The following is a 15,480-nucleotide window of genomic DNA, read 5'->3' as shown; positions in this document are numbered from 1 at the left end:
TCCGGAGGCTTCGGTGCCCGCGGGTCCGGAAAGCGTGCGGAACTCCGATTTCCGGATCCGCGAAGCGGGGGCGGGCGTCAGCCGTGGGCGGCCCGGCGGGCCTCCCAGGCGCTGCGCACCATCTCGTCGACGGTGTAGCGGTTCCTCCAGTCGAGGTCGCGCGCGGCGAGCTCGCCCGTCGCCACGATCCGATCGGGGTCGCCCGGACGGCGCGGCGCGACCTCGGGCGTGAAGTCGATGCCCGTGACGCGCGCCATGGCGTCCATGATCTCGCGGACGCTCAGGCCGTTCTGCGACCCGAGGTTGTACGCGGGCTCGATCGGCGCGCCCGTGAGCAGCCGTTGCGCGGCGGCGACGTGGGCGGCGGCGATGTCGGCGACGTGCACGTAGTCGCGCACGTTGGTGCCGTCGGGGGTGTCGTAGTCGTCGCCGTAGATGCGGGGCGTGCGTCCCTCGAGGAGCGCCTCGAACACCAGCGGGAACAGATTGTGCGGGCTGGTGTCGTACACGGCGGGATCGCCGGAGCCGACAACGTTGAAGTAGCGGAGCGCGGTGTGGCGGAGCGGATGCTTCGACTCGGCGGTCGCGACGGCCTGGTCGCGGATGAGCCACTCGCCGATCAGCTTGGACTCGCCGTACGGCGACGCGGGCCGCTTGGGCAGATCCTCGGTGACCAGCGGCGCGTCGGGGGTGCCGTACACCGCCGCGGAGGACGAGAACACCAGGTTCGCGACGTCGGCGGCCTGCATCGCCTCGAGGAGCACTCGGGTGCCCTCCACGTTCTGGGCATAGGTGTGGAGCGGCCGCTGGACGGAGACGCCCGCGTACTTGAACCCCGCCAGATGGATCACGCCCTCGACGCCGTGGTCGCGCAGCGCGCGATCGACGAGTTCCCGGTCGAGGATCGAACCCTGCACGAAGGGCACGCCGTCAGGCACGAACTCGGCGTGGCCGCTCGAGAGGTCGTCGACGACGACGGGCGCGAGGCCCGCGTCGCCGAGAGCGCGGACGATGTGGGCGCCGATATAGCCGGCGCCTCCGGTCACGAGCCAGGTCATGTCACTCCGGGGGTCGGGGTCGCCGAGCGGCGCCGTCCTCCATTGTGCCCGCTCCGGCCGGATGCCCACGGCCAGGGGGCTCGCGCCCGGGCACAGAATCGGAGAACCAGGGCGGCACGCCGGGCTGCGGCATCCGTCTCCCGGCGTGTCGGCCACATCCTCCGATTCTGTGCGCGCCGCGCGGTGCGCCGTGCGCCACGCTGGGCGCCGTGCGCCGCGGCTCAGGCGCGAGCGGCCCAGCGCGCGGCGCGCTGCAGCAGCCGCACGTGCTCGGGGGAGTCGTACGCCCGCGCGTCGTGGCCGAGCGACGACACGACCGCCCGCGTCGGGTCTTCGCGGATCCACACCGCCGGGTGGGCGGTGCCGTCCACGTCGTGCTCGGCCAGCACGCGGGCGCCGTCGTCGACCGCGAGGTCGCTGTAGCGCTCGTCGAAGACGTCGATGCCCGGCATCCGATCGGTGATCGGGTGACCGGCGTCGACGATCCGCACGTGCGCGTCGGCGATCGGCGGATGCCACGAGCGTCCCGGCTCCCACTCCCCGCCGATCGCGCGGCGCCACGCCGGGTGGTCGCGAAGCGTCGAGAGCGCGGCATGCACCGCGATGATCCCGATGCCACGCGCGATCGCAGTGGTGAGACCGGAGTCGGCGGCCGGGTCGGCGTGGTGCCCGAGCTCGGTGTCGCCGTTCCGCCACGGGTCGCCGGCGTTGACGACCAGCAGATCGAAGCCGTCCAGGTGCGCGAGCGCGTGATCGACGTCGTCGTCCACGGTGACGTCCCACCCGTCGTCACGCAGCAGCGCGGCGATGCGTGCCGAGGTCTCGGAGAACGGATGCCACGGATCGCCGTAGCGGCCGGTGCCGGTGGCGATGACGGCGCGCGGGGACGCGGGCTGGGCCTGCGACGGGTCCATGGATACCATGATCAGCAGGATAACGCTTTCCGAACCGGTACCCGCCGGTGCAACGCATCGCCGCGCGAGGAGAATGGCCGCATGACCCACACCGTCGTGATCGCCCCCGATTCGTTCAAGGGGACCATCGGCGCAGCGGCAGCCGCCGACGCCCTCGGGGCGGGCTGGCGACGCGAGCGACCCCACGATCGGGTGCGGCTCATGCCGATGGCCGACGGCGGCGAGGGCACGGTCGACGCGTTCGCCGCCGCCGTGCCGGGCGCGCGCCGGATGCCGGTGACGGTGACGGGGCCCGAGGGGACGCCGGTCGAGGCATCCTGGGTCCTGCTCCCGCCGAGCGCGGACGCTCCGAACGGAACCGGCGTGGTCGAGCTCGCGAACACCAGCGGCATCGAGCTGCTCGGGACGCCGCCACGGCTGCGACCGTTCGACGCGCACACACGAGGCTTCGGCGAGGGGATCGCCGCCGCGCTGGCTCACGGCGTGTCGCGGCTCGTGCTCGGCATCGGGTCGAGCTCGTCGACCGACGGCGGTGCCGGCCTGCTCGCAGTGCTCGGCGCGCGGATCACGGATGCCTCGGGCGCGCCGATCGCCGACGGCGCGCGCGGGCTCGCCACGGCGTCGTCGGCCGACCTGTCGGGGCTCGCACCGCTTCCGCCGCACGGTGTGACCGTGCTCAGTGACGTGACGAACCCGCTGCTGGGTGCCCGCGGCGCGGCGGCGGTGTTCGGCCCGCAGAAGGGCGCGAGCCCCGACGACGTCGCCGGGCTCGACGCCGCACTCTCGCGGCTCGCCGGGCTGGACGCCTTCGCGACCACCGATCCCGAGACGCCGGGTGCCGGTGCCGCCGGCGGCACCGGGTTCGGCCTGTTGGCCTGGGGCGCGGAGCTCGTGCCCGGCTCGGCCGCCGTCGCGGAGCTCGTGGGACTCGATGCGGCGGTGGCCGCGGCATCCGTCGTCGTCACCGGCGAGGGGTCCTACGACGGGCAGTCCGCCGCCGGAAAGGTGCCCGCCCACGTGGCCGCGGTCGCCCGCGCCGTCGGTGCGCCGGTCGCGCTGGTCGCGGGGCGCATCGCCGCGGACGCAGACGTCTCGGGGTTCGCCGCCACCGCCTCGCTGACCGACCTCGCTGGGTCGGGGGAGGCGGCGATGGCCGACGCCGCGCACTGGCTCGAGCGAGCCGGCGCGGCGCTGGCAGGTTCCCTCACCTGACGCTCCCGGCCGACGTCGCGCGTGAACACCGCATCCGCGACGAGACACCCGGGCCTGGCGCGGTGTCTCGTCGCGAATACGGTGTATGCCCTGGAATGCCCCGGCCTGGCGCGGTGTCTCGTCGCGAACGCGGTGTATGCCCTGGAGGGGCGCCGGTTGCAGCGAGGTTCAGGGCACGAGCAGAGCGCCGTTGCGGCGGTGCGGCAGCGTGGCGAGGGCCTCATCCCGCAGCACCTCGGGGAGGAGCGCGGCCGGGGCGTCCTGGAACACCACAGGCCGCAGGAACCGGCGGATCGCCGTCGCGCCGACCGACGTGTGCAGCGACGTCGTCGCCGGCCACGGGCCGCCGTGCTGCTGCGACCAGGTCACGGCGACACCGGTGGGCCAGCCGGCGAACAGCACGCGTCCGGCCTTGCGGGTGAGCACCTCGAGCACCTCGGCCACCTCGTCGGACGCCTGCGAGTGCAGCGTCGCCGTCAGCGATCCGGGAACCGCCTCCAGCGCGGCGCGCAGGTCGGCGGCTGAGGAGTAGCGCACGAGGAGCGTGACCGGTCCGAAGCACTCCTCGAGCAGCGTCTCGGGGCGAGCGGCGACGGCCGCGGCATCCGTCGACAGCACGATCGGGCGCGCAGACCCCGGCTCTGCGGGCCGGCCCTGGGCGACGACCGCCACGGACGGGTCGGACTCGAGGTGCTCGATGCCCGACGGGAAGGCCTCGGTGATGCGATCGGTGAGCAGGGGTCCGCCGGAGGCGCCGGTGGCGAAGCCCGCCACCAGGTCCTCGAAGCCGGCGCCCTCTGGGACGAACACGACGCCCGGCTTGGTGCAGAACTGGCCGACGCCGAGCGTGAACGAGCCCACCAGGCCCTGCGCGAGCGTCTCGCCGCGCTCTGCGATCGCCGCTTCGGTGATGACCACCGGGTTCACCGATCCCAGCTCGCCGTAGAACGGGATGGGGTCGGGGCGTCCGGCGGCGAGGTCGAAGAGCGCGCGTCCGCCGCCGAGCGATCCGGTGAACCCTGCGGCTTGGATGACCGGATGCTGCACCAGTGCGTTGCCGGCCTCGCGGCCTTCGACGAGAGCGAGCGAGCCTTCGGGCGCACCCGCGGCGAGGAGGGCGGCCGCGACGATCTCGGCGGTGCGCCGCGAGAGCCGCGGGTGTCCGGAGTGCGCCTTGACGATGACGGGGTTGCCGGAGGCCAGCGCGGACGCGGTGTCGCCACCGGCGACCGAGAAGGCGAACGGGAAGTTCGACGCCGAGAACACCGCCACCGGTCCCACCCCGACCAGCATGCGCCGCAGTTCCGGGCGCGGCGGCACGGCGGACGGGTCGGCGTCGTCGACCGTCAGCTCGAGGTACGAGCCCTCCTCGACGACGCTCGCGAACAGGCGCAGCTGCCCGGTGGTGCGGCCGACCTCGCCGCGCAGGCGCGTCGCGCCGAGCCGGGTCTCCTCGTCGGCGATCGCGACCAGCTCGTCGACGTGCGCATCGAGCGCGTCAGCGGCGGCGCGGAGCCAGGACGCGCGGGTCGCGGCATCCGCCGCGCGCCACACCGGAGCGGCTGCGGCCGCCGCGGCGGCCAGGCTGTCGAGCTCGGTCGTGGAGGTGGTCGTGACGGCGGTGGTCATCGGGGTTCCTTTCGTGCGGTGCATCGCTCGCCCGGTCCGTCGTGCTCGTCCGTCGCAGGCGTACGCGGATCACGGGTGACGGCGGACAGGTGCGGCGAACGAACCAGGGGGCGGGAGACGGGAGTCATGAGAATCGGATGCCGAGGCCGGCGTGGGGGACGTCGGTGAGGGTGCCGTCGGCGATGCGCACCGGGGATGCGTCGCGGAGGGCGCCGAGGGAGGCGAAACCGGCGTCCTCGACGTCCTCGACCATGGGCTCGGCGACGCCGGGCACGGCGCGCAGGCACAGCGCGAGCTGGCCCGAGAGCTCCGGCAGCAGATGGGGGTGCAGGGCCGCGCCGTACTCGGCGGTGATCGCCGCGATGCCGAGGAACGGCGTGATCCCGCCGACGCGCACCACGTTGGGCTGCACGATCTGCGCGGCGCCCAGCCGCAGGAAGTCGTCGAAGCGATAGACGTTGTGCAGGTTCTCGCCCACGGCGATCGGGATCCCGCTCGAGGCGGCGAGGCGCCGGGACAGTTCGACGTGCCCGTACAGGTCGTCGGCGCGCAGCGGCTCCTCGATCCACGCCGGCGACACCTCGGCGAGCACCTCCAGCGAGCGCGTGGCGCGGTCGAGCTCCCATCGCTGGTTCGCGTCGATCATGAGCGCGCGGTCCGGGCCGAGCACCTCGCGGACGGCCCGCAGGCGCTCGAGGTCCTCCGCGACATCGGGCTTGCCGACCTTGACCTTCACGGCGCCGAAGCCGGCGTCGACCCAGCGTCGCGCCTGGGCGACGAGCTCATCCTGCGTGTAGTGCAGGTTCACGCCCGAGCCGTAGGCCGTCACCCGTTCGCGCTGGGCGCCGAGGAAGCCGGTCAGCGACGTCCCGGCGGCGCGGGTCGCGGCATCCCACAGTGCGAGGTCGAGGCCCGCCTGCGCGATCGTCGTGATCCCGCCCCCTCCCGCCTCGTGGAGGTGCTGCCACAGCGCGCGCCACTCGGCGCCGGGGTCGGCGGTGCGCCCGATGGCGAAGGCCGCGATGTCGTTCGCGAGCAGGGCGTGGACCGCCTCGGCGCCGATCTGCGGCGTCCACGCGAAGCCCCAGCCCTCGGCGCCGTCCGACCGCACCACGTGCGTGGCGATGACGCCCACCGACGTGACGTCCGCGGCCCACGGGCGCGTCAGGGCGACCCGGACCAGCCGCGCGTCGAAGGCGGCGATCGTGGGTGCGGCCTCGAACGCCGCGCCCGCGGCATCCGACACGGCCTCGCGAGCGCTGGTCATGGCAGCAGCGCCCGTCCCGCCTCGAGGATCTCGGCCAGGCGCTCCTCCTGCGCCGGGGTCGGGTCGACGAGCGGCGCACGCACGGAGCCGACCGGGAGCCCGCCGAGCCGCAGGCCCGTCTTGATGAGCGAGACGCCGAAGCCCGGGGTCTCATCACGCAGCTGAACGAGGGGCGAGTAGAAGCCGTCGAGCAGCTCTGCGCGGCGCACCTCGTCGCCGTCGACGTACGCGCGGTAGTACGCCCCCGCGACCTCGGGGATCATCGCGAACGCCGCCGACGAGTACAGCGGGATGCCGATGCCCCGGTACGCGCCCTGCGTCAGCTCGGCGGTCAGCAGGCCGTTGAAGAAGGCGAAGTCGTCGCGACCCTCCGCGGCGACGGCGCGCACGATCTGCTGCGCGAGGCCGACATCGCCGACCCCGTCCTTGCAGCCGACGACCTTCGGGTTGCGCGCCAGGCGGCGCACCGAGTCGACGGAGTACTGGGCGCTGCCGCGGTGGTAGATCACGACGGGGAGATCGGATGCCGCGGCCACCGCCTCGACATACGCCACCAGTCCCGCCTGCGGGCCGCCGACGAGGTAGGGCGGCAGCACGAGCAGCGCATCTGCTCCGCCATCGGCGGCCGCGCGGGCGAGCGTCGTCGCGTGGCCGAGCGGGCCGCCGGTGCCGGCGACGACGGGCACGCGGCCGGCGACGGTCTCGGTCGCGACCTGCACGACGCGTGTCGCCTCGTCGGTGGAAAGCGCGTGGAACTCGCCGGTGCCGCACGCCGGGAACACGCCGCCGGGGGAGTGCTCGAGCGTCGTGGCGATGTGCGTGCGCAGCAGGTCCTCGTCGACGCGTCCCTGGGCGTCGAACGGCGTGACGGGGAAGAAGAGGATGCCGTCGAAGTTCACGCCAGCACGTCCTTTCGGGCGAGGTCGGAAGAGGGGGCAGGGTCGTACGCGGGCTCGCCGAGCTCGCCGCGCCACGTGTGCGCGGGACGCCAGCCGAGCACGCGACGCGCTTTGGCGTTGGAGAACGCGGGGGCCGTGCCCGTCAGCTCGGCGGCGAGGTCCTCGGTGCCGGGGACGAACCGGGGCAGCAGCTCGGCGAGCGGCCTGCGCGCCAGCGCGTCGTCGGCGCCGACGAAGAACACCTCGGCGTTCGGGATCTCGGGCAGGGCCAGCAGCAGCGTGTCGACGAACGTGGCGACGTCGCGGGCATCGACGTAGTTGAAGAGGGCGGGCGCCGACAGCGCCGGATCCGCCAGCCGCTCGTGCACCGTGTGGCCCTGCTGAGTGGGGGCGCCCTGCCACTCCTCGGGCGCGATGACGTAGCAGGGGCGGAAGGCCGCGAAGCGGACGGCGTCGTCGGTCTGGCGGGCGAGCATCGCGATGGTCTGCTCGGCGAGGTGCTTGGACAGCGCGTAGGCATTCCAGGGCTTCGGCGTCGACCCCTCGTCGAGAGGGAGCCGCTCGGGCAGCCACCCGGTGGGCGCGCCGTAGCCCAGCACCGTGGGGCTCGACGCGGTCACGATCCTGCGGATGCCCGCGTGCGCGCCGGCCGACAGCACGTTGAGCGCCATCGTCGCGTTCGTGCGGAGGATCACATCCTCTGGTGCGCTGAACGGCACCGCGATGGCGGCGAGGTGGATGAGCGCGTCCGCCCGCGTGCCGGCGATCGCGCGGGCGGCGGCATCCGTCTCGGTGAGGTCCACGGCGACCTGCTCGACGTCGCCCAGCTCGCGGGCATCCGACACGGCGCGGTCGAGCGACACCAGCTCATGACCCGCCGCCGCGAGTCCCGCGACGAGGCTGCGGCCGAGGCGTCCCGCGCCGCCGGTGACGGCGATCCGGCTCATGCGCGGACCGCGGCCGCTTCGGCGGCAGGCGTGGTGAGGAGGCGGATGCCGAGCTCGGCGACCTGGACGGGGAGCCCGGTCTCGAGCGAGCGGTTGCCGGCGATGCCGACGGCGATGGAGCGGACGCCGTCGCGCCAGTCGGCGGGGCGGGCCAGCGGGTCGTCGCCGGGACCTTCGAACACGTCGGCCAGGAGCAGGGCGTCGCCGCCGCCGTGGCCGTCGCTGTTGCCCTCGAGCGGCACCTCGTAGGCCGCCTCCCAGTGCCGCTGCACGATGAGCCGCTCGCCTTCGGGGCGGAGCGATCCGGATGCGCCGGCGTGGACGGCAGACGGGTCGAGCACGGGGTGCAGCCCCTCGTCGGCGAGCACGGCACCGCGCTCGACGACCTCCAGCTCGGCGCGGCCGAGCGTGCCGTTGACCGCGACCCGGTAGCCCTCCCACGGCGCGTGGGCGTTCAGCGAGTACGACAGGGTCGCGCCGGAGGCGTAGTCCACGACCAGGGCGAGGTTGTCCTCGATGGTGATGCCCTCGCCGAACACGTCCCGGTCGCGCAGGTAGCCGTCGTGCTGCTCCGCGTCCAGGTAGAGCGCCTTGAGGCGCTCGTCGTCGCGCAGGTCCAGCTCGAACGCGTCGGCACCGTCGTGGGTGCCGCGGGCGGGACGGTTCCCGATGCCGCGGGCCGCGGCGTTGTCGGCCCCGTAGAAGCGGAGGCCGCCCGACGCGTAGACGCGCCGGGGCGCGGAGCGGATCCACCAGTTCACCAGGTCGAAGTGGTGGCTGGCCTTGTGGACGAGCAGGCCGCCGGAGTGCTCCTTCTCGCGGTGCCACCGGCGGAAGTAGTCCGCCCCGTGCTTGGTGTCCAGCACCCACGAGAAGTCCACGCTCGTGACCTCGCCGATGACGCCGTCCTGGATGACCTGGCGTAGCGCGGAGTTGCGCGGGGAGTAGCGGTAGTTGAAGGTGATGACGACCTCGCGGCCGGTGCGGTCGATGGCGTCCTCGATCGCCGCAGCAGACGGCCCGTCGATGGTCAGCGGCTTCTCGACGACGACGTCGGCGCCGGCATCCAGCGACCTGACGATCAACGGCGCGTGCAGGTCGTCGCGCGCGCAGATCACCACGCGGTCCACCCGCTGCTCGCGGACCATCGCCTCGAGGTCGTCCGGGCCGTACACCGCGGGAGCGGGCAGGCCCGCCTCGGTGACGCGGTCGACGTAATACTGCGCGCGCACCGGGTTGGGCTCGCAGATCGCAACGAGCGCCGCGTCGTCCGCGTAGCGCCCGATGATCGCGTCGACGTACATCTGAGCGCGGTGTCCCGCACCGACGAGGGCATATCGGCGGTGGCTCATCTCTCTCCTTCAGGAAACGTTTTCTCAGGATAGCACGGGGCCCGTGGGGCCGTCCTCGGAACCCGGATCAGTGCCGCGGTGCCGGCGTCACGCGGCGGCGGGTCCCGTCGTTCCCCGGACGGTGACCTCGGGGAGGAGGGTGAGCGGATGCCCCGGCTCCGCGCCTTCCAGCAGCTGCCGCATCCGCGCCCATGCCTGTGCGCCCAGCTCGGAAGCGGGCACGGCCGCCGTCGTCAGCGGCGGAGTCGTGTACCGGGCGAACGGGATGTCGTCGAAGCCCACGATCGACAGGTCGGCCGGGACGCGGCATCCGCGGGCCTGCACGGCGCTCAAGAGACCCATCGCGACGAGATCGTTGAAGGCGAGCGCGGCCGTCGCACCCGAGGCGAGCACGTCGTCGCCGGCGGCGGCACCCGACTCGAAGTCGACGCCGCAGGGGATCTCGGTGACGTCGGTGTCGGGGTGCGCGGCCACGAAGCCGGCGATCGCCTCGAGCCGGGCCGCGTTCGCCACGCTGCGCGGGGCTCCCGCCAGGAACACGATGCGGCGGTGACCGAGTGCGTGGAGGTGCGCGAGCTCGGCGGCCAGCGCGCTGCGGTAGTCCGCGCGCACGCTCGGCACGTCGCCCGACGCGCGGTTGATCAGCACGACGGGGCGCAGGCCCCCCACGAGGCGGTCGAGCTCGTCCTGCGGCAGGCGCGGCGAGCACAGGATGACGCCGTCGGTGCGGCGCCGCGTCGCGCCGGCGAGGACGCGCTCCTCGTCGACGGACTCCGCCGAGTCGGCGACGAGCACGTGGTAGTCGTCAGCGGCGGCGGCACGGCTGAGCCCGCGGAGGATCGCCTGGAACGTGGGGTTGCCGAGGTCGGGAACGATCACCGCCACCGTCTGCGTGCGCCCGAGCACCAGGCTGCGCGCGACGGGGCTCGCGGTGTAGTCGAGGGCGGCCGCGGCATCCTTCACCCGCTCCGCGAGAGCCGGATCGACGGTCGGGTTGCCGTTCAGCGCGCGCGACACCGTCGACAGCGACACGCCGGCGCGAGCGGCGACGTCGGCGATGGTGACGCGCGATCCGTCGGCGCGTGGCGGGCGAGGCATCGGGTGCTCCTTCGGTCCGGGGCGCGCTCAGCCTACCCGGAAACGTTTCCCCGCCCGCGGTGGGGAGGGGTCGCGCACTCTGGGGGTTGTGGGCCCTGCCGTTCGGGTGCTCGGGGGGTCGTGCGCGTGCCCCTTGGCGGATTCGGGGGCTCGGGTCTCGTGCGCGTGCCCTTTTGCGGATCCGGAATTCGGACTTTGCGCCTGTTTCCGGATCGCGCGCGGCATCTAGATCCGAAAACCAGCGGATTCTCCGAATCTCGGATCGTGCGCGCAGGCGCCACAGCGGCGCAAGACGGGCGACGGATGCCTCGACCCGGCGACCCCGCGACCCCGCGACCCCGCGCCCGGCGGCCCCGCGAACCGGCGCCCGGCCACCCGGCGACCCGGCGACGCGGCGCCCAACGGCGCGTCGCCCGGCGGGGTCAGGCCCGCGGCGGCGTGCTGCCGCGGAGGATCACCTCGAGGGGCAGGGACGGCTCGTCGTCCTCCCACTCCGCGTCGGTCGCGGCGTGCAGAGCGCGGTAGCCGAGGTCCTCGAGCGGGACGCGGACCGTGGTGAGCCCGGGGCGGATGTCGCGGCCGGTCGCGATGTCGTCGAAGCCGGCGACGGCGATGTCGTCGCCGACTCTGCGCCCGGCGTCGCGCACGGCGGACATGACGCCGATGGCCACGACGTCGCTGATGCCGAAGATCAGGGTGCCGGCGGGCACGTCGCCCTGCAGCAGCTCGGTGGCGGCGGCATAGCCCGCGTCGCGCGTGAAGCCCGCGCGGCGCACCTCGCGCACGGTGCCGCCGGCGGACGTGAAGCCCTCGGTGAAGCCGGCGATGCGGTCGTCCGAGGTGCGGATGCCCTCGGATGCTGCGACCACGATCGCGTCGCGATAGCCGACGCCCGCCAGCTGGGCGCCGAGCGCGGCCGAGCCGCCGCGGTTGTCGACGGCGACCGACCGGGCGGACCCGCCGCCGGGCCCGACCACGACGACCCGCCCGCCCATCTGCGAGAAGGCGTCGAGCTCGCCCTGGAGTCCCACCGCGTCGGGGCCCTCCACGCGGGAGGCCGCGAGGATGAGGCCGCGCGGGCGCTGGCCGCGCAGCGCGCGGACGAGCTTGACCTCGCGCTGCGGGTCGCGCTCGGTGATGGCGATGGTCACCACGAGGCCGGCCTCGTCGGCACCCCGCGCCACGCCGGACGCGAGCTGGCCGAAGTAGGGGTCGGCGATGTCGGCCACGAGAAGGGCGACGATCGCGGCCGTGCCGCGCGCGGTCGCCTGCGCCGACAGGTTCGCCGTGTAGCCGAGCTTGTCGGCGGCGGCCTGGACGCGCTCGCGGTAGCTCTCGGCGACCTTGCGGGTCGAGCCGTTGAGCACACGCGACGCGGTCGCGAGCGAGACCCCGGCCTCGCGCGCGACGTCGTGAAGGGTGGCGGCGCCTCGGGTCGGCGCGATGATGTCGCTCACGAGCCAGAGTCTAGGCCCTGTGTCCGGTTCGAGCACTAGATTGGGAAGCGGTTTCCCAATCCGGCTCGAGATCCTCTCGGCAACAGCGTCGTCCCCGAGGAGCACCATGACACGACCCGCCGCACCGAGCGTCGCGCCGCCCGCCACCGTTCCCTTCGCACCACCCGCGCGCGTGCGCCTCGCGCCCGGCCTCGACCTCGACGCGCAGCGCACCGTGAGCGCGACGCTGCAGCGGCTGGATCCCGAGCGGCTCCTCGCCCCGTTCCGTCGGGAGGCCGGCCTCGCCCAGCACGCCGAGCCGTACGGAGGGTGGGAGTCCGATGGGCTCGACGGTCACACCGCCGGCCACGTCCTGTCGGCCGCGAGCACGCTGGCCGCCGCGGGGGACGAGGCCGCCGCACAGCTCGCACGAACGCTGGTGCGCGGCATCCGTCACTGTCAGCTCGCGCGCGGCAGCGGCTACGTCGGCGGCGTGCCGGACGGGGAGGCGCTGTGGGACGAGCTGCGCGCCGGTCGGGTGGAGGCGGGCGCCTTCCACCTCAACGGGCGGTGGGTGCCGCTGTACAACCTGCACAAGACCCTCGCCGGGCTCATCGACGCCGGCGAGCTGACCGGCGACCCCGATGCGCGGGCGACGCTCGACGACCTCGGTGCGTGGTGGCTCCGCGTGGCCGGCGAGCTCGGGGACGACACGTTCGAGCGCATCCTCGACTGCGAGTTCGGGGGCATGACCGAGGCCCTCGCGCGGCTGGCGCTGCTCACGCGCGAGCCCGCCCATCTGCATCTCGCCCGCCGCTTCGTGCGTCGCGGGCTGGTCGAGCCGCTGGCTGCGGGACGCGACGAGCTCGACGGGCTGCATGCCAACACGCAGATCCCGGTGGTCGTCGGATTCGCCACCATCGAGCGTGCGGCCCGCGAGCTCGCGCCGGAGCTCCTGACCGTAATCGAGGCGCGCGAGGGTGCCGCGGCCCGCTTCTTCTTCGAGCGCGTCGCCCGCCGTCGCAGCGCCGCAATCGGCGGCAACAGCGTGCGCGAGCACTTCCCGCAGGACCTCTCCAGCATGCTCACGGCGCGCGAGGGGCCGGAGACGTGCAACACGCACAACATGGTCAAGCTCGCCGCCGAGCTGCATCAGCTCACCGGCGACGACGCATACGTGCTGTGGGCGGAGCGGGCCCGCGCGAACCACCTGCGCTCAGCGCAGCATCCGGTCCACGGCGGACTCGTGTACTTCACGCCGCAACGGCCCGCGCACTACCGCGTCTACTCGCCCGAGGCCGAGGGATTCTGGTGCTGCATGGGCTCGGGCTTCGAGGCGCAGTCGCGCCACGCCGCGCTGATCTACTCCGCCGCACCGGACGAGGTGCGCGTTAACGCGCTCGTGCCGTCGCGGTTCGAGTCCGACGGGGCCGAGGTCGTGATCGCCGTCGACGACCGCTCCGACGCCGCGGCCGTGGACGTCACGCTCCGCGTGCGGGCCGCCCGCCCCACCCGCGTGGCCGTGCTGGTCCCCGGCTGGGTCGACGGCGACGCGTTCGCGACCATCGCCGAGGGGATGACGGATGCCGCCCCACGGCGCGCGCCCGCCGGCTCGCGGCTGCGGTTCGACGCGGCGGAGGGCGAGACGGCCGTGCAGCTGTCGCTCGCGCGCAGCCTGCGCTGGGAGCGCGCGGCGGACGGGTCGGACTGGGCGTGGATCGTCGACGGCCCCGATGTGCTCGCGCATCGCGTGCCCGACGACGCCGTCGCCTACCGCGGCACCGGCGCACGCATGGGGCACATCGCGGTCGGCCCGCTCCGCCCGCTCGCCGGCGCACCGGTGCTGACAGCCGACGCCCTCGAGCATGCCGTCCGGCTCGGCCCGGGCTCGGTGCGCGTGCCCACCGCGGACGGCGGCAGCGTCGATCTCGAGCCGTTCGCCGGGGTCCACGACGCCCGCTACATCGTGGCGTGGCCGCTCGCCGCCGACCCCCGGGACGTGCCGGCCCGGCGGGCGGCGCTCGAGCGGATCGACACCGCCTCGCTCGGTCTCGAAGCCCGCACCCGGGACGTCGTCGCATTCGGTGAGCAGCAGCCGGAGTCCGACCACGCCCTCACGGCCACCGACGAGGAGATCGGCGTGCGCGGCGACACCCGCTGGCGTCGGACCCGCGGCACGATCGCGGTGACGCTGCGCGACTGGAGCGGCACGGCCGACACGCTGCGACTGTCGTGGCTCGGCGGCGACGAGGACTCCCGCGTGCGTGTCGTCGTGGGCGGCGCGGTGGTGCTCGACGAGGTCGTGCCGGCGTCGTCGAGCGACGGGACGCGCGAGGTGCCGCTCGGCGACGCGACCGGCGCGTTGGATCTGCCGGTGCGCATCGAGGCGGCGGGCTCGGCCACCCCGCGTCTGACCGAGCTCCGCGCGCTCGCCGCGGCGTCGGACCGCTGACCGCAGCGGCCGCACAGCCACGCGGCCGCCCGCGATCACCGAAGACGCGACCCGCCGATCACGGTGTGCCCGGTGAGCGGATCACCGCGCGGGCCGTCGCCGGGTAGGCGTCAGACCGCGAGAGCGGACCGCAGGAACCCCCGCGCCTCGTCCTGCATCGCGGCCGTGAACTCGTGCGGTGCGTCATGCCACGCGCCGGTGCAGCGCGACCCGAGCAGAGCGCGCAGGCGGGTGTCGGCATCCGTCATCCCCTCACGGGGGAACAGCTCGTCACGTGCGCCGTACTGCACGAGCACACGCTGCCCGAGCGCGGCGATGTCGGGCAGGTCGAAGCGTGCGGCCAGGCCCGGACTGTGCAGCAGCCACGAGTGGGTCTCCAGGTAGTCGGGCACGAGCGACGCCGACGTCGACATCATGCCGGCGATCGCCGTCACCGCGAACCTGTCGTCCAGCGCGGCGGTGAACAGCGCACGACCGCCGCCTCCTGAGAACCCGACGACGCCCAGCCGCGACGCGTCGACCTCGGGGAGCCCGGCGAGCACCCCGGCCGCCGCCAGGTCGTCGGTGGCGACGGCTCCCGCGAAGCTCGTGCCGAGCGCACCCGCGGCCTTGGCCAGGCCGTACTCGTGCAGCGACGACAGCTCGTCGAAGCGCTCGTCGGGGGAGAGGGTCTCGCCCCGCTCGCGGTGCAGCGCGTCCAGTGCCTCACCGAGACGCGCGAGCACGGCGGGAGGCGACGACAGGTCGAACGCCCGGCTCGCCCACGAGAAGGCGTCGGGCGCGAGCACCGCGAAGCCGTCACGAGCGAGATCGTTCGCGAGGGTGCGGCCGGCGTAGCAGCGCGCACGCATGCGCGCGGCCGACGGGCTCGGAGCGTGCCCCGTGTCGACGAGCTGCTCGGCTCCGGTGGAGCGGACCCCGCCGTGCGCGTGAAGAGTCAGCACCCCGGGGAGCGGCCCATGCGCCCCGACGGGAGTCAGCAGGAACGCACGCGTGCGCGGGCCGAACCCGAGCCACCACGTGAGCTCGCGTCCCTCCACACCCGCGGCGGTCCAGGTCCGCTCGACACGGACGTCGCGGGCGTGCGCGACCCGCACTCCGAGCACCTCGGCCAGCGCCCGACGGCGCGGATCGGCCGGCGAGAGCACGGAAGCGCCCGCGAGGTAGGCCGGCCAATCGGCGTACCCCGCGAGCGCTCCGGTGCCCATGCGGCGCG

General features: G+C 74.3%; 12 protein-coding genes. 2 read left to right on the top strand and 10 right to left on the bottom strand.

From position 1 onward, the window contains the following. Nucleotides 1-77: 77 nt before the first annotated feature. Together galE and ACWGUG_RS00260 are read right to left on the bottom strand one after the other, a co-directional pair. Nucleotides 78-1,058, bottom strand: coding sequence for a UDP-glucose 4-epimerase GalE (galE, locus tag ACWGUG_RS00265; protein WP_452323462.1), 981 nt, complete (start codon nucleotides 1,056-1,058; stop codon nucleotides 78-80). Nucleotides 1,059-1,279: 221 nt separating this feature from the next. Beyond that, nucleotides 1,280-1,981, bottom strand: a complete 702-nt coding sequence (locus tag ACWGUG_RS00260; RefSeq protein ID WP_452323461.1) for a ThuA domain-containing protein — start codon at nucleotides 1,979-1,981, stop codon at nucleotides 1,280-1,282. A gap of 72 nt (nucleotides 1,982-2,053) precedes the next feature. Here ACWGUG_RS00260 and ACWGUG_RS00255 point away from each other — a divergent pair, with 72 nt between their 5' ends. Continuing rightward, nucleotides 2,054-3,184, top strand: coding sequence for a glycerate kinase (locus ACWGUG_RS00255; protein WP_452323460.1), 1,131 nt, complete (start codon nucleotides 2,054-2,056; stop codon nucleotides 3,182-3,184). A 168-nt stretch (nucleotides 3,185-3,352) separates the two neighbouring features. Here the strand turns inward: ACWGUG_RS00255 and ACWGUG_RS00250 are convergent, their stop codons facing one another. The 7 genes from ACWGUG_RS00250 to ACWGUG_RS00220 form a co-directional block, all read right to left on the bottom strand. Next, nucleotides 3,353-4,813, bottom strand: coding sequence for an aldehyde dehydrogenase (NADP(+)) (locus ACWGUG_RS00250; protein ID WP_452323459.1), 1,461 nt, complete (start codon nucleotides 4,811-4,813; stop codon nucleotides 3,353-3,355). Between the two features lie 124 nt (nucleotides 4,814-4,937). Next, nucleotides 4,938-6,080, bottom strand: coding sequence for a mandelate racemase/muconate lactonizing enzyme family protein (locus tag ACWGUG_RS00245; RefSeq protein ID WP_452323458.1), 1,143 nt, complete (start codon nucleotides 6,078-6,080; stop codon nucleotides 4,938-4,940). Next, nucleotides 6,077-6,979 (bottom strand): 5-dehydro-4-deoxyglucarate dehydratase, encoded by a 903-nt coding sequence (locus ACWGUG_RS00240; protein WP_452323457.1) that lies wholly within the window; start codon nucleotides 6,977-6,979, stop codon nucleotides 6,077-6,079. The genes ACWGUG_RS00245 and ACWGUG_RS00240 overlap by 4 nt, the downstream gene beginning before the upstream one ends. Beyond that, complete coding sequence (locus tag ACWGUG_RS00235; RefSeq protein ID WP_452323456.1) at nucleotides 6,976-7,926, bottom strand: NAD-dependent epimerase/dehydratase family protein; 951 nt, start codon at nucleotides 7,924-7,926, stop codon at nucleotides 6,976-6,978. The genes ACWGUG_RS00240 and ACWGUG_RS00235 overlap by 4 nt, the downstream gene beginning before the upstream one ends. Beyond that, nucleotides 7,923-9,278 (bottom strand): Gfo/Idh/MocA family protein, encoded by a 1,356-nt coding sequence (locus ACWGUG_RS00230; RefSeq protein WP_336394537.1) that lies wholly within the window; start codon nucleotides 9,276-9,278, stop codon nucleotides 7,923-7,925. Before ACWGUG_RS00230 ends, ACWGUG_RS00235 begins: the two co-directional genes overlap by 4 nt. A gap of 87 nt (nucleotides 9,279-9,365) precedes the next feature. Then, a complete protein-coding gene (locus tag ACWGUG_RS00225) occupies nucleotides 9,366-10,376 on the bottom strand; it encodes a LacI family DNA-binding transcriptional regulator (protein ID WP_452323455.1) in 1,011 nt (336 codons plus the stop codon). A gap of 422 nt (nucleotides 10,377-10,798) precedes the next feature. Then, entirely contained in the window at nucleotides 10,799-11,833 is a 1,035-nt protein-coding gene (locus ACWGUG_RS00220; protein WP_378884982.1) for a LacI family DNA-binding transcriptional regulator, read from the bottom strand. A gap of 106 nt (nucleotides 11,834-11,939) precedes the next feature. On the opposite strand from ACWGUG_RS00220, the gene ACWGUG_RS00215 reads away from it, so the two are divergent. After that, nucleotides 11,940-14,264 (top strand): beta-L-arabinofuranosidase domain-containing protein, encoded by a 2,325-nt coding sequence (locus tag ACWGUG_RS00215; RefSeq protein ID WP_452323454.1) that lies wholly within the window; start codon nucleotides 11,940-11,942, stop codon nucleotides 14,262-14,264. 110 nt (nucleotides 14,265-14,374) lie between these two features. Here ACWGUG_RS00215 and ACWGUG_RS00210 read toward each other — a convergent pair whose 3' ends face one another. Continuing rightward, complete coding sequence (locus tag ACWGUG_RS00210) at nucleotides 14,375-15,472, bottom strand: dienelactone hydrolase family protein (protein WP_452323453.1); 1,098 nt, start codon at nucleotides 15,470-15,472, stop codon at nucleotides 14,375-14,377. Nucleotides 15,473-15,480 lie beyond the last annotated feature (8 nt).

This window comes from Microbacterium sp. NPDC055455 (genome assembly GCF_053619935.1).
Note: the sequence above shows the minus strand (reverse complement) of the source record. Positions and strands in the feature narration are given on the sequence as shown.

Excerpts from the sequence above, each read along its gene's own strand:
- galE (WP_452323462.1), bottom strand. The coding sequence starts at position 1,058 with ATGACCTGGCTCGTGACCGGAGGCGCCGGCTATATCGGCGCCCACATC.
- ACWGUG_RS00260 (WP_452323461.1), bottom strand. The coding sequence starts at position 1,981 with ATGGTATCCATGGACCCGTCGCAGGCCCAGCCCGCGTCCCCGCGCGCC.
- ACWGUG_RS00255 (WP_452323460.1), top strand. The coding sequence starts at position 2,054 with ATGACCCACACCGTCGTGATCGCCCCCGATTCGTTCAAGGGGACCATC.
- ACWGUG_RS00250 (WP_452323459.1), bottom strand. The coding sequence starts at position 4,813 with ATGACCACCGCCGTCACGACCACCTCCACGACCGAGCTCGACAGCCTG.
- ACWGUG_RS00245 (WP_452323458.1), bottom strand. The coding sequence starts at position 6,080 with ATGACCAGCGCTCGCGAGGCCGTGTCGGATGCCGCGGGCGCGGCGTTC.
- ACWGUG_RS00235 (WP_452323456.1), bottom strand. The coding sequence starts at position 7,926 with ATGAGCCGGATCGCCGTCACCGGCGGCGCGGGACGCCTCGGCCGCAGC.
- ACWGUG_RS00230 (WP_336394537.1), bottom strand. The coding sequence starts at position 9,278 with ATGAGCCACCGCCGATATGCCCTCGTCGGTGCGGGACACCGCGCTCAG.
- ACWGUG_RS00225 (WP_452323455.1), bottom strand. The coding sequence starts at position 10,376 with ATGCCTCGCCCGCCACGCGCCGACGGATCGCGCGTCACCATCGCCGAC.
- ACWGUG_RS00215 (WP_452323454.1), top strand. The coding sequence starts at position 11,940 with ATGACACGACCCGCCGCACCGAGCGTCGCGCCGCCCGCCACCGTTCCC.
- ACWGUG_RS00210 (WP_452323453.1), bottom strand. The coding sequence starts at position 15,472 with ATGGGCACCGGAGCGCTCGCGGGGTACGCCGATTGGCCGGCCTACCTC.